A 26783-nucleotide genomic window follows, 5' to 3' on the forward strand; every position below is an offset into this window, starting at 1 on the left:
GCAGGAAATGCAGAACAATTGATTTCTCTGCATTACTTGCAGGCATGCAGGCCCTCAGACGCGCGTTCGGCCGCCAGGGTCGTGACTCTGCGTAGCGGGCGTGTGGGGCGGGCAGCACGTCTGTGCCGGGTCGTGAAGGGCTTCGGGATGTACCTCGTACAGCGAGGCACGGGCTCGTCCGGGGCCGCTGCCGCGAGGGGGCGACGGGAGACGGCGGATCCAGCCGTGCGCCTCTAGCAGCCGCACCCCGGGATCAAGGTCTGCGACCTTGCGGAAGCGGGGCCTGAGGGCTTGGACGGCGTCGCTGGCGGTGAAGCGGTGAATGCCGGTGCGCGCGATCCAGTCGCGCAGGGCGCGGGCGTCGGCGAGGTCGGGGTCGGCGCCGATGAGGTCGTAGGCGGCCTGGGCGTGGGTGAGGAAGTAGTCGCCGATGTGGCGGGCGCGGGCGAAGGTGTCGGCGGTGATGGGCTGGTGCCAGGTGCCGTGGTGGTGCTGGGCGAGGTGGAGCAGGCCGGCGATGCGGACGATGGCGCCGGGGTATTTGCCGCCCCAGTCGTGCATGTGGGCCAGGTCGTTGCCGGGGCGGTAGCGGGGCTCGGTTTCGCGCAGCAGCTCTTGCACGGCGGCGATCGCCTGGTCGTCGAAGGACACGGCGATCGGCTCGGGGAGGCCGTGCAGCCGGGTGATGAGGTTGGTCAGGGTGGTGGCGTAGGTCTGGGCGACGTGTGCCGGGATGAGGTCGGGAGAGGCGTCACGGTAGCCCAGCAGCGACGCGGGAACGGAGTACAGGATCCGTCCAAGCAGCCCCTGACCGCGGAATTGCGGGGTGTCGGCGAGACCGGCCAGGACGTCGGGCTGGGTGCAGACTCCGAGAGTGACGTGCGCGGATTCGATGAGTTCGGAAGGGCGTCCGACGCGGTCGATGCGCATGCCCTCACCGGCGTGGCCGTGTTTCAGAACGGCGAAGTTCGGTGCGCCGCTGTAGCGGCCGGCGGCGATGGAGAAGATCTCTCCCTCCGGCGACAGCACCGCCATGCGCCCCGCCTGCTGGGCCAGCAGAGAAGTGAGGACTTCGGGGGTGGCGTCGTCGGAGAACAGCCGCGGCTCGGCGGGAACCTGCAGCTCCTCCAGGCGTTCGGCGGCGATGCGGGCGTCGGCCAGGTGCTGCTCGCGGACGATGGCATCGATGGCGTTGATGGCCGCCTTCTCGGCCTTGTCCATGTCGGCCTCGGCGACGCGGCGCTGCAGCGCTATCCGTGGCACATACGGGCCCGGAGCCGCCCTGCCGAGTCAGCCCGAGTTGGCGCGAAAGTACGGGCTGAATCAGACTTCGATCAATCGGGCCATCGGTGTGCTGGAATCCGAGGGCCTCATCCGGACCGAGCGGGGCGTGGGCTCGTTCGTCCTCGACATCCCGACGGTCAAGCGAGTCCGCCGGATCCCCTCTCGCGGTCCAGGAACCGGCAGCAGCTTCGCCGAAGAGATGAAAAAGGCTGGCCTAACGCCTCGCACCGAACTCAAGCAAGCGGAGGCCATCAAGCCACCCGCCGAAGTGGCAGAGCGGTTGAATCTCGATGAAGGCGAACTGACTCTGATTCGAAAGCGCCACATGTTCGCCGACAACCGCCCAGTTCAAATAGCCGCGTCCTACGTGCCGATGTCGATCGCTGGCGACGTGAGCATCGCGTTCCCCGACACTGGGCCAACAGGGCTATACCAGCGACTGGCGGAACGCGGTCACCACGTCGTCCGTTTCGCGGAGGAGATCGAGTCTCGCCGACCGACAGAGGAAGAGGCAGACTTCCTCCTGATCAGCTCAGCGCAACACGTCCTAGAGGTCACCCGTTTCGCTTTGGATCGAGTGGGCAAGCCTCTTGAGATCGTGCTCAACGTCTTCCCGAGCCAGCTATGGAAGCTGACCTATGAATGGACGGCTGAAGAGTGAAATCGGACAACGGCCTTCCTCTGCACTCGGTCAGTGTTTCTGGCATCGTCAGGCGCGCTGACGGCCGCATCCTAGCGATCAAACGCGCAGACGACGGCCGCTGGGTTCCACCTGGGGGCGTTCTGGAGTTGAACGAGACGCCGTTCGAAGGCGTAGTTCGGGAAGTACTAGAAGAGACTGGCGTGAGGGTCGAACCCGAACGCCTGACCGGCGTGTACAAGAACATGAACCGGGGAGTGGTTTCCTTGGCCATCTTGTGTACACCGATTGAGGGAATTCCCCATACCACGGAGGAAGCCGTATCGGTGGCCTGGCTGCTGCCCGCTGAGGCTATCGAAACCATGCCAGAAGCCCGCGCAGTCCGCGTGACGGATGCACTTCGGGATGGCGGCCCCTTCGTGCGAGTCCACGATGGAACTTCCCTACTGTGACTGCTGAAAGTCGCCATTCCGCCAGCGCGGCAGGCGTGTCGTCGGCGACCAGGGCTGCGCCCTTCTGATCAAGCGCCGTGACAACGGCCACTGGGACGCACCCGACGACGTCTTGGAGCAAGACGAGGACATCGTCACGAGCCCTCGCCGCGAGGTCCAGGAGGAGATTGGCTTAGATGTGGCGCCGACCGCCCTGACCGGTGTCTACAAGAACATGACGCGTGGCATCGTGGCCATGGTCTTTCGCTGCAAGGCCGCACCCGGCTCCCTCCGAGAGTTTCGACGAGACCACCGCCTTCCGCTGGGTCACAGTCGACGAGGCGACCGAACTGGCCGACGAAGCCTTCGCCATCCGAGTCCAAGATGCCCTGACCACGCACTCGGCCGTGTCCATCGCCGCCATGGATAGCGCCTGCGAGGCGACCCCGATCTTCGAGGGCTACGGCTTCATGAAGGAGTACGCGGAGGGCCGCTTCTACTGCGATGCCAAGATCTTCGCGGTCGGCAAGAGCACCTCCGTGGTCCAGCGGATACTGATCGCCCACGGTCTGCCTGCGTTGTCCTGACAAGCCGGACCAATCCCCGCAATACTGGGGCCTCGCATCCACGGGGGATCTCATGACAGTCGAAATGGCCGCCCTTGGGGTCGGCAGGGCGGTTGCACAACTTGCGCTGAGCCGCCTGCTCGGTGGACGTATGGACCGCAAATCCCCGTCCAAGGATCTCATCGACCTGGTCAAGACCGGTTTGCCGGACGACATCAAGCGCCGCCGCACCCAACGCCAGTTCGAGGACATCGCCGACTCGGTCGTGGAACGTCTGATGACGTTCGTGAACCACGAGTACCGCGGTCTGACCGACGGCGACCGCGAGGCGGCGATGCACGAGGTCGTTCTCACGCTGGAGGAGGCTGACCTGACCGACCAAGCCTTGTTCACCGACGACGCCGACCCGGTGAAGCTGGCCAGACGGCTACGGGCGACCGTTCCGGCCAGGCGGGTCGAGGCACAGCTGGGTGAGGCCGGGACGCGGCTCTATGACGTCGTCCTGGACGAATGTTGCGACTGCCTGGCCCGTATCATCGTCCATCTGCCGCAGTTCCAGCCACGCGCGGCGGCGGAGACCCTTAGCAGGCTCACGGGGCTCGCTGACCAGGTCGCCGCCGTTCTCTCCCGGTTGCCGGCCCGTTCGCTGACCGCTCCCGAGGGCAGCTCGCACGACGAGGAGTTCACCCGCCGGTACCTCTCCTTGATCAGTGAGAGCCTCGATACGCTCGAGCTGTTCGGTGTCCGGTTCGAGCGCTTCACCCGTCCACAGACCACGCTCAGCGTCGCCTACATCAGCCTGAATGTCTCCGACGAACGGGAGCGCCGCCCCGACGCGCGAGCGGTGCCCATCTCCGACTGGCGCGAGGACCACGGCAGGCGTGGGGCGGTCCGGGTCGAGTCTGCCCTGGCCGACCAGCGGCTGATGCTGATTCGCGGTGAGGCGGGCGGTGGCAAGAGCACGCTGTTGCGCTGGCTCGCGGTAACGGCGGCGCGTGGCGTGTTCACCGGCGCGCTGGAGAACTGGAACGGCAGCGTCCCCCTCCTCATCAAGCTGCGAAACTACGCGGGCCAACCGCTCCCTCGGCCCGAGGAGCTCCTCGATCTGACCGCCCCCAACTTGGCCGGAATCATGCCCAAGGGGTGGGTGCACCGGCACTTGTGGTCGGGCCGTGCATTGCTCCTAGTGGACGGGGTGGACGAGGTGACCGCATCCCAACGCGCCGCCGTACGGCAATGGCTGAAAGGTTTTATCGCTGATTTTCCCAACATCCGAGTCGTGGTCACCTCCCGTCCCGCCGCCGCCACCTCCGACTGGCTGCGTGCCGAAGGTTTTTCAGCAATTTTTCTCGAACAACTGGGACCGGCCGAACTTCGCGCGCTGATCGAACATTGGCATCGGGCTGTACGTGATTGCGCCGATCTCCCATGCGAGCCGGAAAAATTGCCGACCTACGAGGCTCGATTGCTGGCGAGGATGGAGGCCACGCCACATTTGCGCGTGCTCGCGTCCTCGCCATTACTGGCGGCCATGCTCTGCGCCCTCAACCTCGACCGGGAAACACTGCCGCGTGATCGCATGAGCCTGTACGGAGCCGCGCTCGAACTCCTCCTAGAGACGCGCGATGCTAAACGCAACATCCCCAGCGCTTCGGATATCTCGCTGCCACGCGACCAGAGGATTCATATCCTTCAGGCGCTGGCGTGGCATCTGTCCGTGAGTAAACGGGTCGAGCTCCCCAAGAGCACTGCCCAGCAAGTGATCGAAGAGCGGCTCGTCGGCATGCCTGGCGTCCGGGCGGACGCCACCGCGGTCCTAAATCACCTTCTGCAACGCAGCGGGGTGATCCGCGAGCCGGTGCCGGGACGGATGGACTTCGCGCATCGGACCGTCCAGGAATACCTGACAGCCAAGCAGCTCGCCGACCTCGGTGACATGGAGCTGCTCATCGGCAATGCCCACCGCGACCAGTGGCGGGAGACCGTCATCATGGCCGCCGGACACGCCAACGAGCCGCTCCGGCAGGAGCTGATCACCGGGCTTCTCGACCGGGCGATCGCGGAACGCAGGCGCTCACGGCAGCTCAAGCTGCTAGCGGTCGCCTGCCTTGAGACGCTGAAATCGATTCCGCGCGAACTCCAGGAGCGCCTGGACAACTGCCTGGCCGAGTTCGTCCCGCCGCGCGACGCCAACGCGGCGCGTTCGCTCGCGGCGGCGGGGGAGCCGGTGCTGTCCAGGCTGCCGGAACGGCTGGACGACCTCTCGGTGGCGGCCGCGTCGGCGAGCATCCGCACGGCCTATCTGATCAACGGTCCTGAGGCTCTGAACGTCCTCGCCCACTATGGGGACGACCCACGTCCGGGGGTTCAACAGCAACTCCAGCAGGCGTGGATCTATTTCGACCCAGAGCAGTATGCGCAACGAGTGCTGACCAAGGCTCCTCCCGGGAGAATGGTCAACATAAGTTCGCTGGGACAGCTCAACTCAGTTCCTCTACTCGGCCGCAAGACCGTCAATCTGAACGTATATGTCGATAGTCTGCCCAATTTTAGCTTTTTGCGGAATCATGCAGACGTGATTCGAAATCTCCGTATTGTTATAGACCCAGACGGGTTCGGCCCAGATTTTGCGCAACTACCCAACCTTCCGCAGTTGCGGGACTTTAGTTTGAGAATGCCAGGATTGATTGGCATAACTTTTGTGGATTCACTTCCAAGTCTAGAAACCATCCAACTTCCCTGCCTTGAGATCCAAGATCTCACGCCGTTGCAGAGACTTGGCAATTTGAAACAACTCGGAATCGAAGGGGCTCGGGATATCAATCCCAGTAGATTGCCAAGACTTGCTGACCTGACGGCACTGAACCTCAACTACACCAAAGCGACATGTGACCTCGCAGAGTTCGCCAATGCCGCTCCCAAGCTCCGCAGATTCCAGCTCGCATATTGTGACTGGATTCGTGATTTGACGGCGCTGGCAAATCTCCCGCTTAGCGAACTTTACCTGGCCGATAGCACGGGAATTTCCGATGTCACTCCGCTGGCAGAGCTGGAGGATCTTGAGGCTCTCAGCCTGCCCGACCTGCCCGTCCTCGACTTGAAACCGTTCTCGACACTGAAACGGTTGTCTACACTGTGGCTGGGTCTGTGCAAGCGGATACCGGACCTGACTCCGCTCGCACAACTGCCTCGCCTGCGTCTGCTCGATATCACTGGCCTCCCACCCGGCGTGGACGTGGAGCCGCTCGGTGCGAACCGGGAGTTGACTGTCCAGGTCTCGTCTGGCCAGGTGGTGCGAAATGCAGAGGCTCTGGGGCGTCGACTCGTGATGGTGTGACGAGTCACCGATGAGTTGCGGGATCGGGATGGTCTGACTTGGTGACGGGCCGAACGGAGACCAGGAGGCGCGTACGTCATATCCGCCGTCATTCGAGGATGGATCACATCGTCCAGACCTGTATGGCTTAATCGCTTAGCTGATGGGCGTAACTGATGGGCGAGGTTGCGGATGGCCAAGCCAGAGCGGTGCCGGCTTTGGCTGTACTCCTGAGCCTTAGCCGACCTGCGACCGCAGGCCACAGCTATTACCGAACGATCTATGGCAAAATGCGCCCAAAGTGTTCGCTGGCCGGCTGGGCGAGACCCGCCCGGAGAGGCCGCATGCCCAGGCCCGGACCGACCGGCGGCGACCGCGAAGCGGGCGCCATTGAGAGTGCGGCGATACTTCTCAGCGGGCACTCGGGCGTGGGCCTGTGGTGCCCTCGGGGGCGTCGCCGCACCGAACGGGTGGGCTCTATGGGCAAGTCCGCTTGGTTCGAGTGCGGGCCAGGCGGAGAGCAGCACTATTAAGCAGGGCTGCTGCCTGGGCTGAATCGGTTGGTGCACGCACCCAGCACTTCAAGGCCCTGGGGGCCAAGGTGCTGAGGGTTGCACGCTGCCTCGGAGGTGAGTGGCTATCTGCGTGGCGATCGGCCAACACCTCTGCGGACGGGACTGGATGGCGCGGGACTCTGGTGGCGAGGTGGTGGCCGTGTTGAACGTTGTCAGAGGGTGATCAGGATCATTCACACCGAAGAGGCCACTGGTTCGAACCCAGTATCGCCCACCCCCATGACACAGGCCCTCCCGCGCACTCGCGGCAGGGCTTGATTGATCAACTGGGAGGATTCTGGGAGATCATCTCCCTCCCACCCGAACGAGGCCACAAGAACGCCCCGGTCTTCTTCACTCTGAGTAGCCATGTGGTGGGGGTAGAGCAAGGCCCCATCCAGCCCCCACCAGCATGACGGCCGCTAGGCGCTCAAGATCGAAACCGGGGACTGGACCCGCCTCTGAGCACCCTCCAGGAATCCGTGCAGAACGGGAATCGGCGAGCCGACGCTGAGCCGGAGCCGTTCCTGTAGCGAGATCTCCCAGCGTTTCTGGGGCTTGGCCTTGAGATCGTCTCGCATGCTGTCCGAGACGTGGGCGTACACGCCGCGGATGCCGGGCACGGTGTGACCCATACGTTCGGCCTGGAGCACCTCTGGCACCGCGTCCTCCAGCATCCAGGTCTTGTGGCTGTGCCGCAGTCCGTGCGGCGTGAGCCCCTCGATGAGAGGCAACCACACCGACGGAGAATGTTCTTCGGTCACCACCCGGATCCCCTTCCCCCTGGGCGGCAGGAACGACTGCCCGGAGACGGCGTCGGGCCAAGGCGGAACCGGCGTCCCCGGCCATGCCGTCGTGTCCACCAGGACGCGCTTTCCGGTCTGCCGGGTGCCTTTGGGGTGGCTATGACGTTCACGCTTGGCCCCGGGGTGACGTCCTCGGGTGGTTCCACCTCGGCGGATGGCGGACGTCCCGAAATGGCCCCACGTCGTCACTGCGGATCGGTGTCCGCCTAGCTCGGAGGTGGGGCCGTTTCTGGCCGTCATCGACGGTGTCTGTTTCGCGGTGGGCCACCGGAAGACGTCCTGGTGGAGCCGGTTCGCAACGTCGTAGCCACCACACCTGGGCCGCGTTGCGAACTCTCCAGGGATGATGAGCGACCGGGCGATGCCGGTCGGGAGGACAACGGCCAGGAGGAGTTGCGAGCCCTCCAGGGATGATGAGCGACCTCTGCCTCGCTGCCCGCCCCATCCCCCCGGGCGCCCGTTGCGAACCCTCGTAGGAGGGTGAGCGATCCGTCCTCGTGAACAGCGCCGTCCGCCAGCGGTGAACACCGGCTCGACCAGGCCCGACGGGTCACTACTGTCCGCTCTCATGACGACGGTTACAACGCGTACGGTCGATTACCCGGCCGACGGCCTGACAATGATCGGCCACCTCGCCCTCCCCGCCGGTGTCGAGCGCCGGCCCGCAGTCCTGATCGGGCCCGAGGGGCTGGGGCTCAGCGACGTCGAGCGCCGCCGGGCCGAAGCCCTGGCCGAACTGGGATACGTGGCACTGGCCTTCGACATCCACGGCGGGCGCTATCTGGCCGACCCCGAAGAGATGCTGGCCCGCTGCATGCCGCTGCTCGCCGACCCCGACCGGATGCGCGACATCGGCCACGCGGCGCTCGAGGTGTTGCGCGCTGAACCACGGTCCGACCCCGACCGGATCGCTGCCATCGGTTACGGCACCGGAGGCGCGATCGCGCTGGAACTGGGACGCGACGGCGCCGACCTGCGCGCGATCGGAACGGTCAACGCCGTGACCACGGGCCGACCGGGCGAGGCGGCGCGCATCGGCTGCCCGGTGTGGGCCGGAGTCGGATCCCAAGATCCGATCATGCCGCCCGCACAGCGAGACGCCTTCACCGCCGAGATGCAGGCCGCGGGCGTCGACTGGCGCCTGGTGGTCTACGGCGGCGCCCTGCACGCCTTCCACCACCCACCGGTCGACCATGCCGCGGTCCCCGGCGTCGGCCACCACCCACAACACGCCCAGCGAGCCTGGCACGACATCATCAACCTGCTCGCCGAATGCCTACCCGTGCCGGAGTGATCTACATCAGAGCGCAAGCCGACCATGATTGTTCTCACCGATAACGGCTGTACTGGTGCACCGAGGCCGATGATGTGGGTGAGCTCGCCCATCCCCAGCAGCCTGGTGGCCTGGGGTGGGACGGAGGTTGCGGCGACGCCGGCGTTGTCTGTCACGGGGGTCTCATTCCTCGTCGTCGGGTGCGTCGGGGTCGCGCAGGTCGCGGATGGCGCCGGGTGCCAGATCCGGCAGGAGGGAGTTGCAGGCGCCGTGCACGCCGAGGTGCTTGCGCACGAACGGGCTGAGTCGGGCCATGTTCTCGTCTCGGACTGGGTACCCCTGGGCCTTGGGCTGGCGGACGGCATGCCCCGCAACGTAGGGCGGACCACCGCACAAGCGAACCGTTACAGGACCGAACCATCGGCGACACGACTCACATCGGACCGGTAGACGGCGATAACACCACCCGAACCGGCTCGCTATCGCCGTGGACCGTTCGGTTGCTGCTCAGGGGCGGCCGCCCAGCGGGACGCCCTGGACCGAGGCGGGGGAGAGCCTTATCCCTGCTTGCGGGTGCTCCGGCCCATGGGGGGCTTGGCCGGGTCAGGGCAGGGACTCGACCTGCAGGCCGGGAATGAGGACGCGTAGCTGGGGAGCGCGGTCGGTGACGATCGGCCAGTCGCGGTCGGCGTCGATGACCGCGACATGCGTGCAGGCGATGTCCAGCGGACCGGTGCGGTGGTCGGCGCGTGCCGATCTCGCCGATCGCGGCGGCCGCTGGAAGGTCGAGGGAAAAGCTCAGGGTCATGCTTTGCTCGCACGGCGTGGCGAGGGTGAGGCGTCCTCGGGCCGGGACCTGTACCCATGCCGAGGCGGGCGCGGTGACGGGGACGGCCGGCGGGGTGATCTGTTCCAGGGCGATGGTGACCAGGGCGCGGGTGTAGCGGGTGCGGGTGGTGGCGACGTCGACGAGGGCGGCCACGTCCAGGACACGGCCCTTCACCGCGGCGTCACGCCGATCGCAGGTGCACGCCGTACTTGGCGGCGAGCTCGCCGTCGACCTCGGCCGGCAGCCCGGCGTCACCTTCGCGCGGCGACAGGCCCCAGGCCCGCCGGGCCCAGGCGTCCGCGCGGCGCTGCGCCTCCTGCGCGGACTTGCGCGCCGGGTGCCGGTGCCGTGTGCTGGTCGCTCTCCCGCAGATCCAGCAGCCGCTGGCGTCCCTCGGCCGGGGACCACTGGCCGGGCGCCCACGCAGGACGCCCCGCTCCCGGCCGTGGGCCGGGTTCGCAGGCGGCTCGGCCGTGGCGGTGATCAGGGCGTGCGCTGCGGCCGCTCGCTATCGGGAGCCGCGGCCAGAACCTTGTCCCCTCCGATCGCAGCAGCATCTCCCGGCGCTCGGCCAGCACGACCGGGAACGGCACGCCCGTTCGCTGCCGGGCGACCTCACCGGGAGCGATCTGCGTCCAGTAGGTTTCCTCGGCATCCAGCCGCGCCGCCCGCAGGCCGTCCAGCAGCGACGCGGCCTGCCCGGCCGGGACCACCAGGCGCACCGGCTCGTCGTCCTCTAGGCCCATCCGCGTCGTGACCATCCCGCTGCGATGGCCGGCCTCCATCGTCTCCACGACCACATGACGCCGTCGTGAGCCCGCACAGTCTGTGGCAGCGGGGCGCCACTCGGCCCCACCGCGCCGTGCCCGGTTCCTTGCCGCCCTTGCCCATCGCTGTGCCCTTCCCCTGGGCTGCCGTGCAGGTGAACAGCATCCAGCCGGACCATGTTCAGGGCCGACGAAACGCGGCGTCGTCCCGGCGGACCGACCGCGTCCCACGGGCCGACCGTGCCCGCCGCCGGTCACGTGGCCCCCTCGGTCACCTCCACGCCCGAGGCGGCGGCCGCGGCGTCAGTGTCGGCCAGGGCCCGTACAGCGAGGCGACCGAGGGCCGCTTGCCCGTGTTCTTCCCCGCGGAGACCTTCAGCTCGGCCACGATCTGCGGAACCGGGACGCCCTGGTGCGCAGCGCCACGGCGGGTCCTCTTTTTCCCTCTACCGCCTCTCTCACGGGGGCCTACCGGGGGTCTACCTCGGTAGAGGGACCCGGACCCGGCGTCCGCGCGCTTGTTGGCCGTCTGGTTGCCGCCGGGGAGCCGCCGTAGACGCTGTCTTCGTTGTCGACCCACGCGTCGCGGCGGGCGGTGAACACCTCTGCCATGGGTCGTGCCCGCCGCCGGTGGACGGTTTCCCGGAGATCTGCTGGCGTTGTTGTTGCTGGGCGTCGTATTCGGCGCAGCGCTGGTTCTGCGGTGCCGTCACGGTTCTGGCCGCGGAGTTGGTGGGCGGCTGTTCTGCGCACGGCTGTTGTTGTCTCTGCTCTTGCCTCGGGGTTTGGTGGACGCCGCTCATCGTTTCGGCACGCCCGCAATGGCTGCCGCTTTCTGTCGAAATTTGCCCAGGGAACCATTGTGCCGCCCTTATTCGGCTGGATGGCGATCGTTAACCCTCTCGAAATCGTCATGACCTCAAACACTTCCTTCTGGCCGAAGTGGGTCAGTCATCCATGTTGATCACTCTTCCGGGCTGGCCGATGATCACCAAGGCAGGTAATCGAGAGGGGAGTCAATGACGAGAATTTCATGGCGAGTTACAAGGAGCGCAGAGCGGACCGACATGGTGCAAGGACGGCAACGTCCGAGCACTGGATCTCTCGCGGAAGTTCAGTATCGCAAACTGTGATATGCGAGGCCGGACGATCAAGGCCCGCGGTGGTGGAGGGGTGGTCGTGCCGTCGACCGACTCAAAGGTCACGATGGACGTACTCGCCACCACGGGATCCACAAGCCTGGCGTTCCCCGCCTCTACCGACGTCGGCTCCCACCGACCCCGTAATTCCCGCCTGAACGGACATCGCGCACCAAGGCGATTGCCCGCTCGCCGACCTGAGTATCGACTGGCTCTACTACCCGGGAACCTGGAAAGATACCGGCCTCATCGAAGGAGCAGCCCAGGCAGCCCTGCGAAGCGGAGCCTGGGCCAACTCCGTGGGCTATACCGACTGCATACCCCGCGATGATCGATTCGCCACCAAGTCGAACTTTGTTCTGGGGGACGGCGGTTCCGGCCAGGAGACGGGCACAACGAAGAGCAAGCCCAACATCAAAGCGGACGCCACCTGCGCGAACCGGGATGGATTCAACGTGTGGGGCTGGATTCCGATGCCGCAGTCCGCAGGCACACTTGGAGTCACCTGCAGTTGGTCGGAAGGGAAATACATCAGGGAGGCCGACATCGCCATGCGGTCTGACACTATCAAGTGGTGGGATGTTTGGAACCATCCGACCACATGCAGCGCGGCATACGACCCGATAAGCGTGGCCACGCACGAGGTCGGGCATTTCCTCGGCCTCGAACACGTGACAGACCCATCCCATGAGGAACTCACGATGTACCCCTACACCTACCCATGCGACAAGAGAGGGGAAACGTGCGGCCAAGGCAATTGCGACGGGCTGATGCACCTCTACCCAAGGTAACTGCGGCACGTGGTGTGGTGCCCGGCGAATAGCGGCACCACACTACTGGAGGTTAGCTCCGATCCGGAGTAGGCGTATCCGCGCACCAATAGTTCTTCTGGTTCGGCGCAGGAGCCTTGCAAGCGCGCTCACTTTCTCCCTGTTGCTCCCCACACGCAAGTAGGAACCAAAGTAGAGGCGTCATCACGATGAAGGCGGCTGCAATACGCGAGCGCGACAATGACACAACATCACTCCACTGTGTTCTCTGTCCGGGACACCGAGCATCCACTGTGACTACCATCGCGGTTTCCCGTGGAGGGCCCGCACCTCGTCTAGGCGATGTCGTCTTCTTCCGAAAGACGAGACGTGTCCAATGGGCTCCAGGGTCGAAGTCTCGACTGAGAAATCCCGGCAAGATCATACGGGATACGGTTACGGACACGGAAGGTCGCCGAACTAACCAGGGTTAATTGGCCATAGCTGTTGGGTGAGTGGACGGGCCGGTGGTGTGGCCAGATACCCCCCAGGGCTGCGGGATGACCGACGCGGGCCGCCGGAGACGTGAGCAGGTGCGGATGCAGGCCGCACGGTGGTTCGGTGAGGGCCGGCGCAATGCGTGGATCGCTGCGGAGTTGCGGGTGGGGCTGCGGCAGGTGGAGAAGTGGCGCCAGGCCTGGCGGCAGGGCGGAGCCGGGGCGCTGCGTTCCAAGGGCCCGCACCGGCGGCAGCGCCTGGACGATGCGATGGTCGCGCGGCTGGAGGCGGAGCTGAACCGCGGCCCGGCCGCGCACGGGTACGCCGATGACCAGCGGTGGACCCTGGGACGTATGGCCGCGCTGATCGGTGAGCTGTTCGCCGTCGATTGCACCCTGCTGGGGGGCTGCGGCGTAACGGCTGGTCGGTGCAGGTTCCCGGACGCCGGGCGGTCGAGCGTGACGACCAGGCCGTCCAAGTGTGGAAAGAGCGGGTGTGGCCGCAGGTGGAACCATCGCGGGCGACCTGGGCGCCTGGATCTGTTTCGAGGGCGAGACCGGTCAAGGGCTCAAGCCGCCCCGGGGGCTCCTGGAGCCGGCGGGGACGGCGTCCGCGGGTGAGGGTGCACGGCGGTGACCATGGCAGCCGGGTCGATCGTCGAGATGGACCAGACGCCAGTTGATCGACGGGGTCCGGTGGCGGCTGTGGGTCGGGGCTCCGTGGTGTGATGTTCCCGAGTTCTGCGGGTCCTGGCAGGCGGTCTACGGCCTGTTTCGCCGCTGGCAGAAGTCGAGTGCGGCATCAACCTCCTCAAACACCACCGGGCCCTGGCCGCCCGCTTCGACAAGCTCACCGTCCGCTACCAGGCCAGGGTTCACATGGCCGCCATCAACGCCTGGGTCCACACATTTCGCAACACAACCTAGGGCGATGCCGTTCGGTGCGGGATCCACCCATGCGAGCCCGACGCCCAGGATGTTATGGGCCCAGAACGCTGGATTCCAGTCGCCAATGCGTTCCAGGGCCAGGGCTTCCAGAAAGGACTGCGGCGGTCTCGCGACCGGGATGGCGCTGTGCTCGCGGCCGTCGCGGCGCACCGAGTTCAATGCGTGCTGGTGGGCCTGGCCGGTGTAGCGGACGCGGCGTCGAGCCAGTTCGTCCTTGGGCATGACGTCTCCGAATCATGCGCCGCCCGGCCGGCGCTGTTCGAAGAGCCGAGGATGAGGCATGTTTTTCAGGCATTGGCCGACGATCACGCGGCCGGGGTTGTGAGGCCCCTCACGCGGCCTTCGCAGGGAAGGCCGGGGACGGCGCCCGCAACGCTGGGAGGCATCTCCGCTGGACACGATCGCCCCGCGTACGGTGTGACGTCATGCTGATCCGCCGGGCTTTGCTGAACCCGGTACTGATGTTGGCCGCCCCAGGGTGGTCCACGCCCCAGTGCTGCCTCGGAGCGAGGCCTGATGCGTCATGAGTTGGACTCTCCGTTGTCGCGGCGCGACGAACGCGGCCTTCCCAGGAACATCGCACCGCCCTCGGCTCGGACCTGACGCCGCGATCGCTCCACCCACACCGCGACCGCCAGGCCTCCGCCGGCCAGGGGCAGCAAGCACACCGGGTAGTGGACCGGCCCGCAGTTCCGGCTGCGGATAGAGCCCCGGAGCCGGGTAGTGCCGGTCGCAGATGCGATCGGCACTACCCGGCTCGCGAGCCTGGCTCGTAGTGCTACTGGCCGAGTGCCCGGCGCAGCGTGCGGAACAGGTCGGTCTGGTCGGTGACACCGACCACGTTGGCGGCCTGGGGCCCCTGGGCCGCGATCCGGACCTGGGTGCCGGTGTGCTCCTGCGACTGGCCGGGGGTGTTGGTCGCGTAGTTGATCTGCATCGGGGCGCCGTCCGCCGTGATCAGCGTCGCGGTCTGCCCCGGGCTCTTGGCCTCGAGCGGGATGATCTGGCTGGTGTGGCCGTGGTCGGCGCTGACCACCACGAGGGTGTCGCGGTGGGTCCGGGCGTAGTCGAGGGACGCCTTGACGGCCTTGTCGAACTCCGCCGTCTCGCCGATCTGGCCGCACGGGTCGGCGGCGTGGTCGCGCTTGTCGATCGAGGCGCCTTCGATCTGCAGGAAGAAGCCCCGCTTGGACTTCTTGGTCTGAGCGCCGAGCAATCCGAGGGCCTTGTCGGCCATGTCGCTCAGGTGCGGACCGCTGAACGAGGCGTTGGGCGCGCACTTGGCCGGGTCGGTGCCACCGACCTTGGCCGCGGGCCCCGTCCACTCCTGCGGCATGTTGCCGTCGGCGAACAGGCCGAGCAGCTTCTGGCCGGGCTTGGCCGAGCGCAGCCCGGAGGCGTCGGTGACGACGTTGTAACCGGCGGCCTGGGCCTGATCGACGACCGTCTTGCCCTTGAAGGGGCCGCCCTTGATCGTCTGCACCCAGCGGGCCTTGCCACCGCCCAGGTAGAGGTCGGCGCCCGTCTGCACCTGCTGCTCCGAGATGGAACCGATCCCGCCGTTGGCCTTGTCCTGCACAGGGCAGTTGGCCATGTCGGCCGGGCCCTGGCAGGTGCGGTCCGCCACGTGCGCGGCCAGCACCGCCGGTGTCGCGTCCCCCAGTTCGGCGGTCGTCACGTCACCGGTACGGAAACCCGCCTTCTTGGCGATCTCGAGGATCGTCGGAACCGGCTTGCCGTCCGGGGAGACCGAGATCGCGCCGTTGTAGGACTTGTGGCCGGTGGCCCAGCCGGTGCCGCTCGCGGCGGAGTCGGTCACGTAGTTCGGCAGCTTGGGGTTGTCCTTGTTGACGGCGTAGGTCGTGTACGCGCCCGTCAGCGGGAGGGTGTCCAGCGCCAGGCGCCCGGCCGCGCCCTTGGTGTAGTTGCGGGCGATGGTGATCTCCGAATCGCCCATGCCGTCACCGATCAGCAGGATGACGTTGCGCGCCTTCCCGCCGTGGATCGCCGAACGGACCGCACCGGTGTGATCGCCGTTCGAGGCGAACGTGGGAAGGGCGGCCACGCCCAGCGCCCCGAGTAGAGCAACCGCGGAAACGGCCACCCGCCGAGTCGGTCGCCACGAAGAGGTCATAGGTCGCTCCTGGAGTAAGGGTCTTCTGATACCGGGAAGGAGACCATCAGGCCCCGGATGACCCAGACCCCGTCGAGCGTGACGTGACGGTGAAACCTCAGTGAAGGCGCAGGTGATACGCCTGGTGGCACGGCTGTTCGGAGGCGAGCGGCCGTGAGGCGAGGGAAGTGGGCGGGTCCGCGGTTGTACGGGGCGCCATTGTCGGTGCCGCGATGCCGATCAGACTGTGCGGGCCGCTATCGCGGCGAAGGCCGCGACGACGGTGGCGGCCACGGCGAAGGCGGCGTGGTAGCCGCCGAGAGACAGGGCGGTGCTCCCGTCGCCGATCGCGACGAGCGCCGCCGGGCCGATGCCGCTGCCGACCTGGAGGGCGGTCGATGTCACCGCCGAGGCCGTGGCGCGCGCGGAGTCCGGGACGTCTCGTAGACCGGCGGCCGTGAGGGCGGGGAACGCCAGGCCCTGGCCGATGCCGGTGACGACGAGACCGGCGAGGATCGGCCACCGGTACGAACTGTGCTCGCTGGTGAGGCACCAGAGCGCGACGCCGCCACCGGTGAGGAGCAGGCCGGCGGTGAGCACTGTTCGCAGCCCGAAGCGGGGCAGCAGCCGTCCCGTGAGCACCGCCGTGCCCGCGACCGCGATGCTGACCGGCAGCACAGCGAGGCCCGAGGCGGCGGCCGTCATGCCGCGGACGTCCTGCAGGTAGAGCGGGACGAAGAACAGCGATCCCGTGACGCAGAAATAGAACGCGACCGCGCCGGCGGCCGCCAGTCGGACCGAACGGAGCCGCAGCAGTGCCCGGTCGAGCAGGGCCGGCCGGCCGGCGCGGCCCCGCCACCACCACAGCACCGCGAAGCCGGCCGCCGCCGCCAGCGCGGGCGTCCCCATCGCCGAAGCGTGCATGGTCAGGTCCGCGCCGAGGATCAGCAGCGCGATCGAAGCGGTCAGTGAGACCGCCCCGAGCACGTCCACGCGCTCGGGGCGTTCGGTGCGGACGGACGGCACCAGCCAGGAGGCGGCGACGGCGGCGAGCGCGATCGCCGCCTGCACGCCGAACACCCAGCGCCAGCCTGTCGAGCTCGTCAGAACCCCGCCGAGTACGAGTCCCGCGCCATAGGCGGCGGCCTGCGCCGAGGAGAAGACCCCGAGCGCCCGCTCCCGCGCGGGACCCGCCGGATACACGTCGGTGACCAGTGCCGTCGCGGCCGGCAGCGTGATCGCGGCACCGGCACCCTGCACGACGCGCCCTGCCGCGACCGCCCAGAAGGCCGGGGCCGCCAGGGCCATCACCGCTCCGGCCGCCAGCACCAGGAGCCCGGCGACCAGGACCCGGCGGCGCGGGAACCGGTCCGCCAGCGCACCGCCGCCGAGCAGCAGGCCCGCGAACGCGAGCGCGTACCCGGTGACCGCCCAGGATAGGCTCTGCGCGGACGCGGACCACTCCCGTCCGATCGCCGGCAGGGCGCTGTTGATGACGGCCACGCCTCCGGCGTCCAGTCCCGCCGCGAGGCTGAGGACGGCCAAGGGTACGGCGGACGCCTTCGCCGGCGGGGCCGGTCTTTCTGTGATCATGGCGGCAGTCTTCTACCGGCCCGGTAAGGCCACCAGACACCGCTGAGGGGAGGCCCTCCCAGGGCCAGCTCCGAGCGGGACGCCCCAGTGCGGAGCGCAGATACTGGGTCTCATGGCTGGAGACGATTTGCCGGAGCTGGCGCACTTCCTGCGGACGCGGCGTGCCCGCCTGTCTCCGGAGCGCGCCGGATTGGATCCCGCGGGCGTCCGGCGGCTCCCGGGCCTGCGCCGGTCCGAGGTGGCGGCCCTCGCGGGCATCAGTCCCGAGTACTACACCCGCCTTGAGCAGGGTCGGCAGCGTCGCCCTTCGCGGGATGTCGTGGACGCCCTGGCCGCCGCGCTCCGCCTCGACCAGGATGAGCACCGCCATCTTCGGCGCCTCGCCGAGCGCCCGTCACGCCCGGCCCCGTCCTCCGGTACGCCGGCCGTTTCGGAGACGACGCGGCGGCTGCTGCGGTCCGTCAAGCCGTGGCCGGCATATGTCGTCAGCCCGCTGCGGGACGTCCTGGCATGGAATGACGCGGCCGCGTGGCTCCTCACCGACTTCTCCGAACTGCCCGCCGGACGGTGCAATCTGGCCTGGTTCGCATTCTGCGACCCACGCGCCCAGGACCTCTACGTGGACTGGGAGGGCGTCGCGGCGGGAAACGCCCACCGCCTCCGCGACGCTCTCGCGGCGGACCCGTACAGCGAACGCGGCGCCGAACTGGTCGCCGCTCTTACCGCTGAAAGTCCCGCATTCGCCGAGAGATGGGAACGGCACGATGTGCGGGGCCCGAATACCGGCCGGAAGGAACTCACGCACCCGGAGGCGGGACCGCTCACCCTCGACTACGCCAACTACCTCCAGCCGGGAGCGGACCACCTGGAACTGGTCGTGATGACGGCCCCCGAGGGCTCTGCGTCGTACCGTGCCCTGATCCGCCGGTTCTCGGTGGGCGCGGCCCTGGCGCCGGAGGCACGCTCTGCCTGACCAGCGTCAGCGGGCCGGGCCCGTGCCGTTGGCTGCGGCGGACAGAGGCCGGTCACGGTCACTTCTTTCTCAATGACTCGAACCAGTGTGGGCGACGCGTTGGCGGGCGGTGGGACGGCGGTGGCTGGCGGCGGCGCTCTCGGTCGTCCCGGCTACTTCTTTGCTCCGACGATCAATACGGGGGTGCCGAAGGTGGCTGGCTGGTCGGCGTGAAGTGGTTCGGCCGGGACCTGCCCGTCATTCCTTTTCGTGACGTCGGCGGGGGAGCGGGGTCACATTTCGCTGGCTTTCGTCGGGGGCGGCGGTCCCGGCCCGGTACCGCCGCCCCCGGATTTACCAAGGGGGGCCGCGCGCTGGGGCGTCGTAGCCGACGCCACCTTGGCGAATCCCGGATACGCAGTCCGGGCCGTCCTCACGCGGTGTCGGGGACGACTCCTCTAACGCCCAGCCCCCGGGCTTAACGGGAGGTCTATCGAGGCAGGCCCCGCCCCTGACCTCCGACTGCATCGCTGATGACCGTCCCAGCGATGAATGGAGCGACCTCGGTTAGTCCACCAATGCGTCGGCCGGTCAGCGTTGGTCCGTGGTGAACTCGAAGGTCGGGTTCCGCCGGGCACCCACCCGCTCAAGCGCCTCGGCCAGCAGATGGACCTGGTCCAGGGAGGGGTCGGCCGGGTAGAGCACCACGTCGTCGACGCCCGCGTCCGCCAGGCTGATGAGCTCCTTGAGCAGGCGCTCGTCGGAGTCGAGCGAGTCGGCGCGGACCGGCTCGTAGTACGGCGACTCCTCGGAGCCGTAGTAGTGGGCCACGTACTCGTCGGTGAGCCGGGCGGCGTCGGGGCCGCAGCAGAAGTAGCGGCCGGTGAGGATGTGCGGCTTACCGGGCCGGCCGGCCTCGGCCCATGCGCCGGTGACGCCCTGGATGCCGTTCACCAGCAGGTCCAAGCTCAGCAACGGCGCCACCCAGCCCTCGCCGACGCGGGCGGCGCGGGCGTAGGGCGCGGGGGCCAGGCCGCCGATGAGCAGCTTGGGGCGGCCCTCGCCGGGCAGCGGGGTGGGGCCGGAGGCGCTGGTGACCTCACCGTCCCAGACGCGGCGCATCTCGGTCAGGGCATCGTCGAAGATCTTGCCGTGGCCGTTCGCCGGAGCGCCGCTGAGGGCGAAGTCGTCCGGCCAGCCCCCGATGCCGAGGCCCGCCGTGAGCCGGCCCTCCGAGATCAGGTCGACCGTGGCGAGCTGCTTGGCGAACAGGATCGGGTTCCCCCGCCAGCCGACGTTCAGCACGCTGGTGAAAAGCTGGACGCGCTCGGTCACCGCCGCGGCGATGCCGAGGACGACCAGCGGGTCGAGGATGTCGTAGACCAGGCGGTCGATGGATCCCAGGGAGTGGAAGCCGAGGCGCTCGCTGTCCTCTGCCCACTGCTTGACCTCCCGTGGGGGACGTCCGGGCACGGCGTTCGGCAGGCCGATTCCAATCTTCACGAGTACTCCATCTCAGCCAGGGTCTCACTGGGACGCAACGATTCGGACAGTCGATTTCGGGCCGTCCTCATGCACCCGGCGGGCGCACAGACGTGACGATATGCAGCTGGATCGGCATCGGTCTTGTAAGGATCGGACACGCTCGCCGGAGTCCGTAAAGCCGCTACCCGGGGAGTTCCCTGGACACGAAGGGCCAATCTGGCCATCGACCACGTGGTCCGCTCGCAGAAGCCTGACGGTCCGGCGCGAGCACCTGGACCACCGTCCGGCGCAGCGCGAACCGGTGTGAGCCCGGGCGGGCGCTCGGGTGGGGGTGGTTGGTAAGGAGCGCGCGCAGTGAGTTCAGGCGGTGTCGTGGTCAGGGACTTGGATGGACGTCCGGGCCGGCCTGGGGGTTCTGCAGAGTCCGTCTGCTGGCCCGCTCAGTCTCGCGGGCCAAGCACACCTAGTCGGCGTCGTTGGCGGATTACTCGCGCAGCTTGCGTGCCCGGCTTACGGGCGAGGATCCGCTTGGCTTTGACGGTGTTGGCCGCCCGTCCGGGCAGACTGTACTGGAGCCGGGATCGGGGACACCGAACTCGCGTTGTTCAGGAGGAGCTGCGGCTTGCCGAGGCCGGACGCCGGGACGGTCCACGTCTGGTTCGTACCGTCGCTGAGCTGGAGCGTGTAGGCGATGGTGTGGGCGTCCAGCCAGACGGGCTGGTCGTCGACGCTGCGGGTCTCGCCGAGCGGAGCGGTCTTCAACGTGGCGAGGTCGAGCGTCGACAGGCGCCAGCCGCGCTTGGGGTCGCCGGCGATCGCGGACTTGAAGGCCAGGTGGGTGCCGTCCGGTGACAGGGACGGGCATTCGACGTTGGGCGCGAGCGTCCGGACCGTCCCGGCCGCGAAGTCTCCCTGGACGAGGTAGCGCCCGCCGCCCGTGGACAGGGTCGCGTAGAACCGGTTGTCGTCGGCGGCGAACGTGATGCCCCAGAGGTTGACGTCCCGGTTCCGGTACGGGGCGCCGTCCTTGGTGATCGCGAAGTCCTCCAGGGACGTGACGAGGCGTCCGGTCCGCGTGTCCAGGACGCCCGCCCGGGTGGAGAACCCCGTGGTCGCATAGCTGTGGCCGTCGATGAAGAGCGTCCAGGCGACCATCCGTCCGGAGGGCGACACCCGCAGCCGGTTGGGGAACCCGGTGAGCGGGACGCGCCGCCGCTGGTGCAGCCCGGCGTCCATGACGACCAGCGCGCCCGCGCTCAGCGCGCCGACCGGACGCAGGCAGGCGACCGTGCCGGCGGCGGCGTAGGCCCGGTCGCACTCCACCGGGGTCACCCGCCGCGATCTCGGCGGGGACGTGTAGGACAGCCGGCCGTTGGTGAGGAACTGGAGCCGCCGGCCGTCGGCGGTCTCGTCGCCGGAGGTCCGGCCCTCGGCGGGCGCGGGCTCCGCGCCGCGCGACACCGTGTAGGCGACGGCCAAGGCGGCGAGCAGCACGGCCGTGGCCGTCAGGACGATGACGCGGGAGCGCGTGTTCAAGGAGTGGCCCTTTCTGGCGTACGGAGCACGACGGCCGTCCCGGCGAGGGCGATGACGCTGACGACGGCGGCGGCCAGCAGCGCGGAACGGGTGCCCCACACCTGCCAGGCCACCCCGAACAGCACGGACGAGAACAGGTAGGCCAGCGCCTGCCCGCTCTGCACGAGCGCGATGCCGGTCGTCCGGAGGCCCGCCGGGAGCAGCGGGCCGGCGAGCGCCATCAGGCCGCCGTCGGTGGCGGCGTAGAACGTCCCGTGCAGGACGACGGCGGCGCCGGCGAGCCAGAGCCCGCCGCCGGACGTGAGGCCGAGCAGCAGGTAGGCGGCGGTGAGCGTCAGGTAGCCGCCGAGCACGACGGGGAGCCGTCCGGCCCGGTCGGCGAGCAGGCCGAGGGGAGTGGCGAGCAGGAGGTAGACGCCGCTGGTGGCGACGGCGAGCAGCGGGAACCAGCCGAGTGCGAGGTCCGCGCGCTCGGTGACCAGAAGGTAGGTGAAACCATCCCCGATGGTGGCCAGCCCGAGCAGGAACGAGGCGGGGACCAGCCGCCGGGCGGCGGGCCCGCGCAGCAGCTCCCGCCAGCGCGGCGCTTCGCGGGACGGCTTCGGTCCCGGCCTGTCGCGGACGAACAGCACGAGCACCATGACGCCGAGGAGCGCGACGCAGAAGCTCGTCATGATGACGGAGTCGTAGGAGCCCGGCGCGGCGGCGAGGACGGCGAGCGCGACGAGCGGACCGGCGAACGCCCCGGCGGCGTCCATGGTCCGGTGGACGCCGAACGCCCGGCCGAGCCGGTCGGGCGGCGTGGACAGGGTGATGAGGGCGTCCCGCGGGGCGGTGCGCAGGCCCTTGCCCGCGCGGTCCGCGGTGATCGCCAGGCCGATCCCGGCGGCGGAGCCCGCCGCGGCGAGCAGGCCGAGCTTGGCCACGGCGGACGCGCCGTACCCGAGCAGCGCCACCGGCTTGCGCCGGTCGACGCGGTCGGCCGCGTACCCGCCGGCGAGGCGGAGCAGGACGGTCGCGCCCGTGTAGAGCCCGTCGATCGCCCCGTAGGCGGCCGGGCCGAACTGGAGTCCGACCACCAGGTAGAGCGGCAGGATCGCGGTGACCATCTCGGCGGAGACGTCCGTGATCAGGCTGACGGCGCCGAGGGCGACCACGTTGGCGGCGACCGGGCCCGCGCGGCGGCGGCCCCCGGCCGGGCGGGTGAGGGTGGAAAGGTACACGCCGGCTCCTTGAGGAGGGCCCGGCGCGACGCCGCGCCGGGCCCCGGACATCAGTGGCAGTTGGTCGTGCCGCTGTCGGCGTAGGTCTTTCCGGCCTGTGGGACGAACTGCCAGTCGTAGCTGCCGGCGTGCAGCGTCAGCTTGAGGACGCCGTAGGTGTCGCTGTTGCGGGCCTGGCTGTTCGGCTGGATGGTGCCGAACGAGTAGTGGCTCGCCCCGCCCATCCCGGCGACGAACTCGCGGACGCCGCGCGCGGGATCGGCGGCGCCGCTCGGGTTCATCGGCGCGAACCGCTCGTACTGGTGGTTGTGGCCGGTGACGATCACGTCCGCGTTGTTGTCGTAGAGCGCCTGCACCAGCGGGGCCACGGCGGTGCTGGGGGCGTGGTTGGCGCCGGACGTCCACCGCGGGTGGTGCCAGTAGGCGATGGTGCAGGGCTTCGGGTTGGCGGCGAGGTCGGCCCGCAGCCACTGCTCCTGCGCGCCGCCCGCCGCGCAGCCGCCGCTGATCGACCCGCAGTTGGAGTTGAGGGCGACGACGTGCCAGCTGGCGCCGATGTCGTAGGAGTAGTAGCCCTTGGACGGGTCGCCCGCGGCGGCGCCGAAGTACCCGTAGTAGCCCGTGGCCCCGGCCGTGTTGTAGTCGTGGTTGCCGGGCGAGGGCCGGGTGCGCGCCTTGTGCCGTCCCCACGTGGGGTTGTAGTAGGTGTTGAACTCGCTGGTCGTGCCGCTGTCGTAGACGTTGTCGCCGGCGGTGAAGACCGTCCCGGCGATGTTGTCGAGCAGCGCCGCGGTGGCGGTGTCGCCGCTGCCGGAGTTGCTGATGTCGCCGGCGCCGACGAGGACCGGGTCGGCCGCCGCCGAGGCCGCGCCGCCGGGCAGCGTGAGCGCAGCGATCGAGGCGGCGCCGAGAACGCCCGTGAGGGCGATCGCGACCTTGCTTCTGCTGGGGGTCATGTCCACTCCTTTGCGGGAATTGGGCGCTCCGGACGGTAAGCCCGCCGTCACACATCCCGGCGATGCTCCGGCGAGCGGCCGCCATCCAGGGGATGAATGACGCCGGAGAATAAAGATCCGCAAAAAGAGAGAGTCAGTGATTGGGGCACCCCGCCGCCGGATGATCCCCGAACCGGAAACTGAAAAGCATCATTTCCGGGATGATTTTCAGATGGCGGCATGAACCATTTCCATGGCGTCCGGCCCCGTATGCGCCAGGACGAGAGGACAGGCATGGGCGCGCCGCCCCCCGCCCTGGGGGCAGTTGCGTGTCCCGGCCCTTGAAAAGGGGGCGCGGGTCGCCGACCTTGCCGCCAGCCGGGCTTGGGCTCCTCGGCCGGGGTCGGGACGGCCGCCAACGTGATGCCCGGGGCGCCCGGTGGGCAGGATGTATGTTTCGTGCTACTTCGGAGCGGGTGCGGTCCTAGGGGCGCCAGACGTATCGCTCATCGGCTGGGCCGGACGGCGCGGCGACTGGAAGAGTCCAGGACGGTGGTTCGACACCGCGGATCTTCACCGCCGGATTGATCAGATGCAGCCGGTACACCAGGTCCCGGAAGTCCTCGCTTCCGGTAGTCCGGCTCTTGCGGTACTTGTGACGTGGGTCGGGGACGTAGGTCATGATCTGCCAAATCCGGACCCCTCCGCCGTCCCACTGGATCCGGGCGAAGCCGAATCCGCTGCGGGCACCGGCCGACAGACTGATCGTGGTGAGGCGCCGCACGTCGACATCGATGTGCTGTCCGAATCCGGTGACGGTCAGGCGGCCTTCGCTCGACAACGCCACGTCCCGTGCGAGGAGGACGTTCGTGACAAGGAGCGATATGACGGTGTCAGCCGTGACGATGAGGGGGAACGGAGCGTCCGCCTCCACGGCGAGCCATTGCAGCGGAAACAAGGCAGAGATCACCAGAACCGCGACGATCAAACCGATGCCTGCCGGGAGGTACGCCCGATAGTGAAGAGAGGCCCTTCCTGAATCGTCGCTCTGCGTCATCGGCCCCAACTCCGCCGGGGCCGGAACCCCTCCACCGTCAGCTTACCGACGTGGTCCGTCATGTCAGCCCGACCTCCTATGCCGGCCAGAATATCCTCTCCGGCCTAGGAGGCGGAAGATCGATCGCGCCGGAAAGGTGGTACTGAACTGGGGGGACGCCAAAGGATTCTCAGTCGTGCACGGTCCATCAGCCGTTGGGAAGCCTCCCTGAACTTCGGGCCGGGGGCCGCATCCAGAGCGTTTCGCCGGGCGGGCGGACCTGGTGCGCGCCCTGCGCGTCGTCAAAGCCGGTGCGGCCTGCACACGTCGCACATGGGCAGGGCCCCTCAAGTCTTGGTTTAGGGCCTAAGGGCCCTAGGCCGTCAGACCGCGAATTCGTAGCTTCCCTTTCAAGCGCCCCAGCCGAATCACGGCCGGGACAAGAGAGGAGACAATGATGTCGCGTCTCGCGGACCGCCTGCTCGCGCGGATCGTTCACAAGACGACCGTCCACGCGGGTTGCAGCACCTTCACCTACTGCAGGGACAAGGTCAAGTACTCGCGCACGTGCTGCCTGAACGAGGGCTGCACCGAGAAGAAGATCGGCAAGTGCTGACCCCGCTTACCTGACCCACCACGGGTGGCGGCGCCGTGCGCCGCCACCCGTCTCCGCGAGAGGGGAACGGGAGTGGAGTATCTGCACGTGGGATGTGCCTGTCTGGTCGGGCTCGTTCTGCTGGTGTCGGCGGTGTCCAAGGCGCGTGATCTTGGTGGGTTCGCGGCGTCGGTGCCTGCTTTGCTCCCGTTCCGCGTGGGGGCGGGTGCCGTGCGTGTCTTGGCGGTGGTGGTCGTTGTTCTTGAGGCGGTCGCCGCGGCCGCGATGGCGGCGCCGTGGACCCGGCCCTTCGGGTTGGGGCTTGCGGCGGTGCTACTGGTGGCGTTCACCCTCACGATCGGGCGAGTGGTAGCCGACAGAGGTCCGGTGGTGCGCTGCCGCTGTTTCGGTGCTGCCAGTGCGCCGTTGGGCGTCCGGCACCTGGCTCGTAACAGTCTGTTGCTGACCGCCGCCGCGGTCGGACTGGTCACGCCTGGTGCTACGCCGCCCGTGGCAGGCGCCGCCGTGGCGGCGGTGGCCGGCGCGGTGGGCGCGATCTTGCTCGTCTCTTTCGACGATCTTGTCGACCTGCTCGTGGGGAGCCACTGATGCCCTTTCTGATCGCCGCGGTCGTGTTGCTCGGTCTGCTGGCCGTGCTGAACCTTCTGCTCACCCTGGCTCTCATCCGCCGGCTCAAGAGCGACGAAGCCGCGTCCGGCCATGGCGGGCATGGTGGCAATGCCAGTCCGCCGGTGGTGCTGGGCCCGGGGGCACGTCCAGCGGACGTGAAGGCGCTGACCACGGCCGATGAGTCGGTGTCGACCGAGACTCTGACCGGTGTGGTCGGGTTCTTCTCCGCCAACTGCGACCCGTGTCATGCGCTGGCGCCGCGTTTGGCCGAGTACGGCCGTGCGGTGGGGCGGGAGAAGGTCCTGGCCGTGGTAAGCGGGGAGGATCCCGAGTTGGTCGGGTTGCTGGCGGGGTCGGTGCGGGTCGTTGTGGAGGATTTCCAGGGTCCGGTGTCGACCGCGTTCAAGAACGAGTGGACTCCGGCGTTGTATCTGCTGGCGGACGACCAGCGTGTGGTGGCGACGGGCGGGCGCTTGGAGGACCTGCCGCTTCCGTCTCTGGCATGACTACCCCAGTGCCCTCCTCTGTTCCCTCGCGGCGGTTCGGGGTCCGGGAGTCCGGTGCGGCGGCGGTCGAGGCTCTGTCGCTGACGGCCCGTGCGGCGCCCGCCGGCGTCACCGGGTATCTGCTGGTCACAGGGGCCACGGCGGGTGCTCCGGTGGTGACGGCGTGGTTGACCAAGTTGGTCATTGATCGGCTGTCCGGTGGGCACGGTGCGGTGGGTGGCCTGGCCGTGGGGCTTGCCTTGGCGGGGCTGGCGGCGGCGGCGATGCCCGCGCTCTCGCGGTATCTGAGTGCGCAGACCGGTCGTGCCGCTGGTGTCGCGGCGACTGATCGGTTGTTCGCGGCGACCGAGGCGCAGGTCGGGTTGCGGCGGTTCGAGGAC

At 68.4% G+C, this 26783-nt stretch carries 23 protein-coding genes and 4 pseudogenes; 15 read left to right on the forward strand and 12 right to left on the reverse strand.

Annotation, left to right across the window (positions count from 1 at the left end; genetic code table 11):
• Positions 1 to 54: 54 nt before the first annotated feature.
• Positions 55 to 1221: a YfjI family protein gene (locus E1291_RS04890; protein ID WP_131736332.1), complete on the reverse strand. Its 1167-nt coding sequence runs from the start codon at positions 1219 to 1221 to the stop codon at positions 55 to 57.
• Between E1291_RS04890 and E1291_RS04895 the strand changes: the two genes are divergently transcribed.
• From E1291_RS04895 to E1291_RS04910, 5 genes and pseudogenes are all read left to right on the forward strand, one after another.
• Entirely contained in the window at positions 1187 to 1945 is a 759-nt protein-coding gene (locus E1291_RS04895) for a GntR family transcriptional regulator (RefSeq protein WP_165494965.1), read from the forward strand. The genes E1291_RS04890 and E1291_RS04895 overlap by 35 nt on opposite strands.
• Positions 1942 to 2376: an NUDIX hydrolase gene (locus E1291_RS04900; RefSeq protein WP_131736334.1), complete on the forward strand. Its 435-nt coding sequence runs from the start codon at positions 1942 to 1944 to the stop codon at positions 2374 to 2376. Before E1291_RS04895 ends, E1291_RS04900 begins: the two co-directional genes overlap by 4 nt.
• Positions 2377 to 2443: 67 nt before the next feature.
• Positions 2444 to 2527 (forward strand): annotated as a pseudogene (locus E1291_RS45020) (NUDIX hydrolase); the annotation flags it as partial.
• 70 nt (positions 2528 to 2597) lie between these two features.
• The gene (locus E1291_RS45025) at positions 2598 to 2942 is read left to right on the forward strand and encodes a hypothetical protein (protein ID WP_370770940.1); all 345 of its coding nucleotides are present in this window, start codon (positions 2598 to 2600) and stop codon (positions 2940 to 2942) included.
• A gap of 52 nt (positions 2943 to 2994) precedes the next feature.
• Positions 2995 to 6258, forward strand: a complete 3264-nt coding sequence (locus E1291_RS04910; RefSeq protein WP_131736335.1) for an NACHT domain-containing protein — start codon at positions 2995 to 2997, stop codon at positions 6256 to 6258.
• Positions 6259 to 7213: 955 nt separating this feature from the next.
• Here E1291_RS04910 and E1291_RS41775 read toward each other — a convergent pair.
• Positions 7214 to 7558 (reverse strand): site-specific integrase, encoded by a 345-nt coding sequence (locus E1291_RS41775; RefSeq protein WP_165494966.1) that lies wholly within the window; start codon positions 7556 to 7558, stop codon positions 7214 to 7216.
• 607 nt (positions 7559 to 8165) lie between these two features.
• Here E1291_RS41775 and E1291_RS04920 point away from each other — a divergent pair.
• Entirely contained in the window at positions 8166 to 8891 is a 726-nt protein-coding gene (locus E1291_RS04920) for a dienelactone hydrolase family protein (protein WP_131736337.1), read from the forward strand.
• Positions 8892 to 9053: 162 nt separating this feature from the next.
• On the opposite strand, the gene E1291_RS44510 is transcribed toward E1291_RS04920, so the two are convergent.
• Positions 9054 to 9185 (reverse strand): hypothetical protein, encoded by a 132-nt coding sequence (locus tag E1291_RS44510; protein ID WP_278045228.1) that lies wholly within the window; start codon positions 9183 to 9185, stop codon positions 9054 to 9056.
• Positions 9186 to 9950: 765 nt separating this feature from the next.
• Positions 9951 to 10493, reverse strand: coding sequence for a hypothetical protein (locus E1291_RS04925; protein ID WP_131736338.1), 543 nt, complete (start codon positions 10491 to 10493; stop codon positions 9951 to 9953).
• 1411 nt (positions 10494 to 11904) lie between these two features.
• On the opposite strand from E1291_RS04925, the gene E1291_RS04930 reads away from it, so the two are divergent.
• The 4 genes and pseudogenes from E1291_RS04930 to E1291_RS45040 all read left to right on the forward strand — a co-directional run.
• Positions 11905 to 12396: a matrixin family metalloprotease gene (locus tag E1291_RS04930; RefSeq protein ID WP_131736339.1), complete on the forward strand. Its 492-nt coding sequence runs from the start codon at positions 11905 to 11907 to the stop codon at positions 12394 to 12396.
• Positions 12397 to 12953: 557 nt separating this feature from the next.
• Positions 12954 to 13223: pseudogene (locus E1291_RS45030) on the forward strand (helix-turn-helix domain-containing protein); the annotation flags it as partial.
• 17 nt (positions 13224 to 13240) lie between these two features.
• Positions 13241 to 13534 (forward strand): winged helix-turn-helix domain-containing protein, encoded by a 294-nt coding sequence (locus tag E1291_RS45035; protein WP_442316388.1) that lies wholly within the window; start codon positions 13241 to 13243, stop codon positions 13532 to 13534.
• Positions 13531 to 13584 (forward strand): annotated as a pseudogene (locus E1291_RS45040) (hypothetical protein); the annotation flags it as partial. The gene E1291_RS45035 and the pseudogene E1291_RS45040, both read left to right, overlap by 4 nt.
• A gap of 29 nt (positions 13585 to 13613) precedes the next feature.
• Here E1291_RS45040 and E1291_RS43780 read toward each other — a convergent pair.
• The 3 genes from E1291_RS43780 to E1291_RS04955 all read right to left on the reverse strand — a co-directional run bounded on the left by E1291_RS43780 (position 13614) and on the right by E1291_RS04955 (position 17505).
• A complete protein-coding gene (locus tag E1291_RS43780; protein ID WP_165494962.1) occupies positions 13614 to 14021 on the reverse strand; it encodes a hypothetical protein in 408 nt (135 codons plus the stop codon).
• 556 nt (positions 14022 to 14577) lie between these two features.
• Entirely contained in the window at positions 14578 to 15864 is a 1287-nt protein-coding gene (gene phoA, locus E1291_RS04950) for an alkaline phosphatase (RefSeq protein ID WP_242613949.1), read from the reverse strand.
• A 288-nt stretch (positions 15865 to 16152) separates the two neighbouring features.
• Positions 16153 to 17505, reverse strand: a complete 1353-nt coding sequence (locus E1291_RS04955; RefSeq protein ID WP_131736341.1) for an MFS transporter — start codon at positions 17503 to 17505, stop codon at positions 16153 to 16155.
• A 112-nt stretch (positions 17506 to 17617) separates the two neighbouring features.
• Here E1291_RS04955 and E1291_RS04960 point away from each other — a divergent pair, with 112 nt between their 5' ends.
• Positions 17618 to 18478: a helix-turn-helix transcriptional regulator gene (locus tag E1291_RS04960; protein WP_131736342.1), complete on the forward strand. Its 861-nt coding sequence runs from the start codon at positions 17618 to 17620 to the stop codon at positions 18476 to 18478.
• Between the two features lie 570 nt (positions 18479 to 19048).
• On the opposite strand, the gene E1291_RS04965 is transcribed toward E1291_RS04960, so the two are convergent.
• The 5 genes from E1291_RS04965 to E1291_RS04985 form a co-directional block, all read right to left on the reverse strand.
• On the reverse strand, positions 19049 to 19960 hold the full coding sequence (locus E1291_RS04965) for an LLM class flavin-dependent oxidoreductase (RefSeq protein WP_131736343.1): 912 nt from the start codon (positions 19958 to 19960) through the stop codon (positions 19049 to 19051).
• Positions 19961 to 20452: 492 nt separating this feature from the next.
• On the reverse strand, positions 20453 to 21478 hold the full coding sequence (locus tag E1291_RS04970) for a TolB-like translocation protein (protein ID WP_207400563.1): 1026 nt from the start codon (positions 21476 to 21478) through the stop codon (positions 20453 to 20455).
• Positions 21475 to 22701, reverse strand: a complete 1227-nt coding sequence (locus E1291_RS04975) for an MFS transporter (protein WP_242613950.1) — start codon at positions 22699 to 22701, stop codon at positions 21475 to 21477. Before E1291_RS04975 ends, E1291_RS04970 begins: the two co-directional genes overlap by 4 nt.
• 50 nt (positions 22702 to 22751) lie before the next feature.
• Positions 22752 to 23657, reverse strand: coding sequence for a metallophosphoesterase family protein (locus tag E1291_RS04980; protein ID WP_131736345.1), 906 nt, complete (start codon positions 23655 to 23657; stop codon positions 22752 to 22754).
• Positions 23658 to 24120: 463 nt separating this feature from the next.
• A complete protein-coding gene (locus E1291_RS04985) occupies positions 24121 to 24693 on the reverse strand; it encodes a hypothetical protein (protein WP_131736346.1) in 573 nt (190 codons plus the stop codon).
• A 436-nt stretch (positions 24694 to 25129) separates the two neighbouring features.
• Here E1291_RS04985 and E1291_RS41785 point away from each other — a divergent pair, with 436 nt between their 5' ends.
• The 4 genes and pseudogenes from E1291_RS41785 to E1291_RS05000 form a co-directional block, all read left to right on the forward strand.
• Entirely contained in the window at positions 25130 to 25288 is a 159-nt protein-coding gene (locus E1291_RS41785) for a hypothetical protein (RefSeq protein WP_165494967.1), read from the forward strand.
• A gap of 72 nt (positions 25289 to 25360) precedes the next feature.
• A complete protein-coding gene (locus tag E1291_RS04990; protein WP_131736347.1) occupies positions 25361 to 25876 on the forward strand; it encodes a MauE/DoxX family redox-associated membrane protein in 516 nt (171 codons plus the stop codon).
• Positions 25876 to 26403, forward strand: coding sequence for a TlpA family protein disulfide reductase (locus E1291_RS04995; RefSeq protein ID WP_131736348.1), 528 nt, complete (start codon positions 25876 to 25878; stop codon positions 26401 to 26403). Before E1291_RS04990 ends, E1291_RS04995 begins: the two co-directional genes overlap by 1 nt.
• Positions 26400 to 26783, forward strand: a pseudogene (locus E1291_RS05000) (hypothetical protein); the annotation flags it as partial. The gene E1291_RS04995 and the pseudogene E1291_RS05000, both read left to right, overlap by 4 nt.

The organism is Actinomadura roseirufa (genome assembly GCF_900659635.1).
GTDB lineage: Bacteria > Actinomycetota > Actinomycetes > Streptosporangiales > Streptosporangiaceae > Spirillospora > Spirillospora roseirufa.

Coding starts and splice junctions, on each gene's coding strand:
- E1291_RS43780 (WP_165494962.1), bottom strand. CDS start 14,021: ATGCCCAAGGACGAACTGGCTCGACGCCGCGTCCGCTACACCGGCCAG.
- E1291_RS04995 (WP_131736348.1), top strand. CDS start 25,876: ATGCCCTTTCTGATCGCCGCGGTCGTGTTGCTCGGTCTGCTGGCCGTG.
- E1291_RS04920 (WP_131736337.1), top strand. CDS start 8,166: ATGACGACGGTTACAACGCGTACGGTCGATTACCCGGCCGACGGCCTG.
- E1291_RS44510 (WP_278045228.1), bottom strand. CDS start 9,185: ATGGCCCGACTCAGCCCGTTCGTGCGCAAGCACCTCGGCGTGCACGGC.
- E1291_RS41785 (WP_165494967.1), top strand. CDS start 25,130: ATGTCGCGTCTCGCGGACCGCCTGCTCGCGCGGATCGTTCACAAGACG.
- E1291_RS04955 (WP_131736341.1), bottom strand. CDS start 17,505: ATGATCACAGAAAGACCGGCCCCGCCGGCGAAGGCGTCCGCCGTACCC.
- E1291_RS04960 (WP_131736342.1), top strand. CDS start 17,618: ATGGCTGGAGACGATTTGCCGGAGCTGGCGCACTTCCTGCGGACGCGG.
- E1291_RS04895 (WP_165494965.1), top strand. CDS start 1,187: ATGGCGTTGATGGCCGCCTTCTCGGCCTTGTCCATGTCGGCCTCGGCG.
- E1291_RS04980 (WP_131736345.1), bottom strand. CDS start 23,657: ATGACCCCCAGCAGAAGCAAGGTCGCGATCGCCCTCACGGGCGTTCTC.
- E1291_RS04985 (WP_131736346.1), bottom strand. CDS start 24,693: ATGACGCAGAGCGACGATTCAGGAAGGGCCTCTCTTCACTATCGGGCG.
- E1291_RS04910 (WP_131736335.1), top strand. CDS start 2,995: ATGACAGTCGAAATGGCCGCCCTTGGGGTCGGCAGGGCGGTTGCACAA.
- E1291_RS04890 (WP_131736332.1), bottom strand. CDS start 1,221: ATGGACAAGGCCGAGAAGGCGGCCATCAACGCCATCGATGCCATCGTC.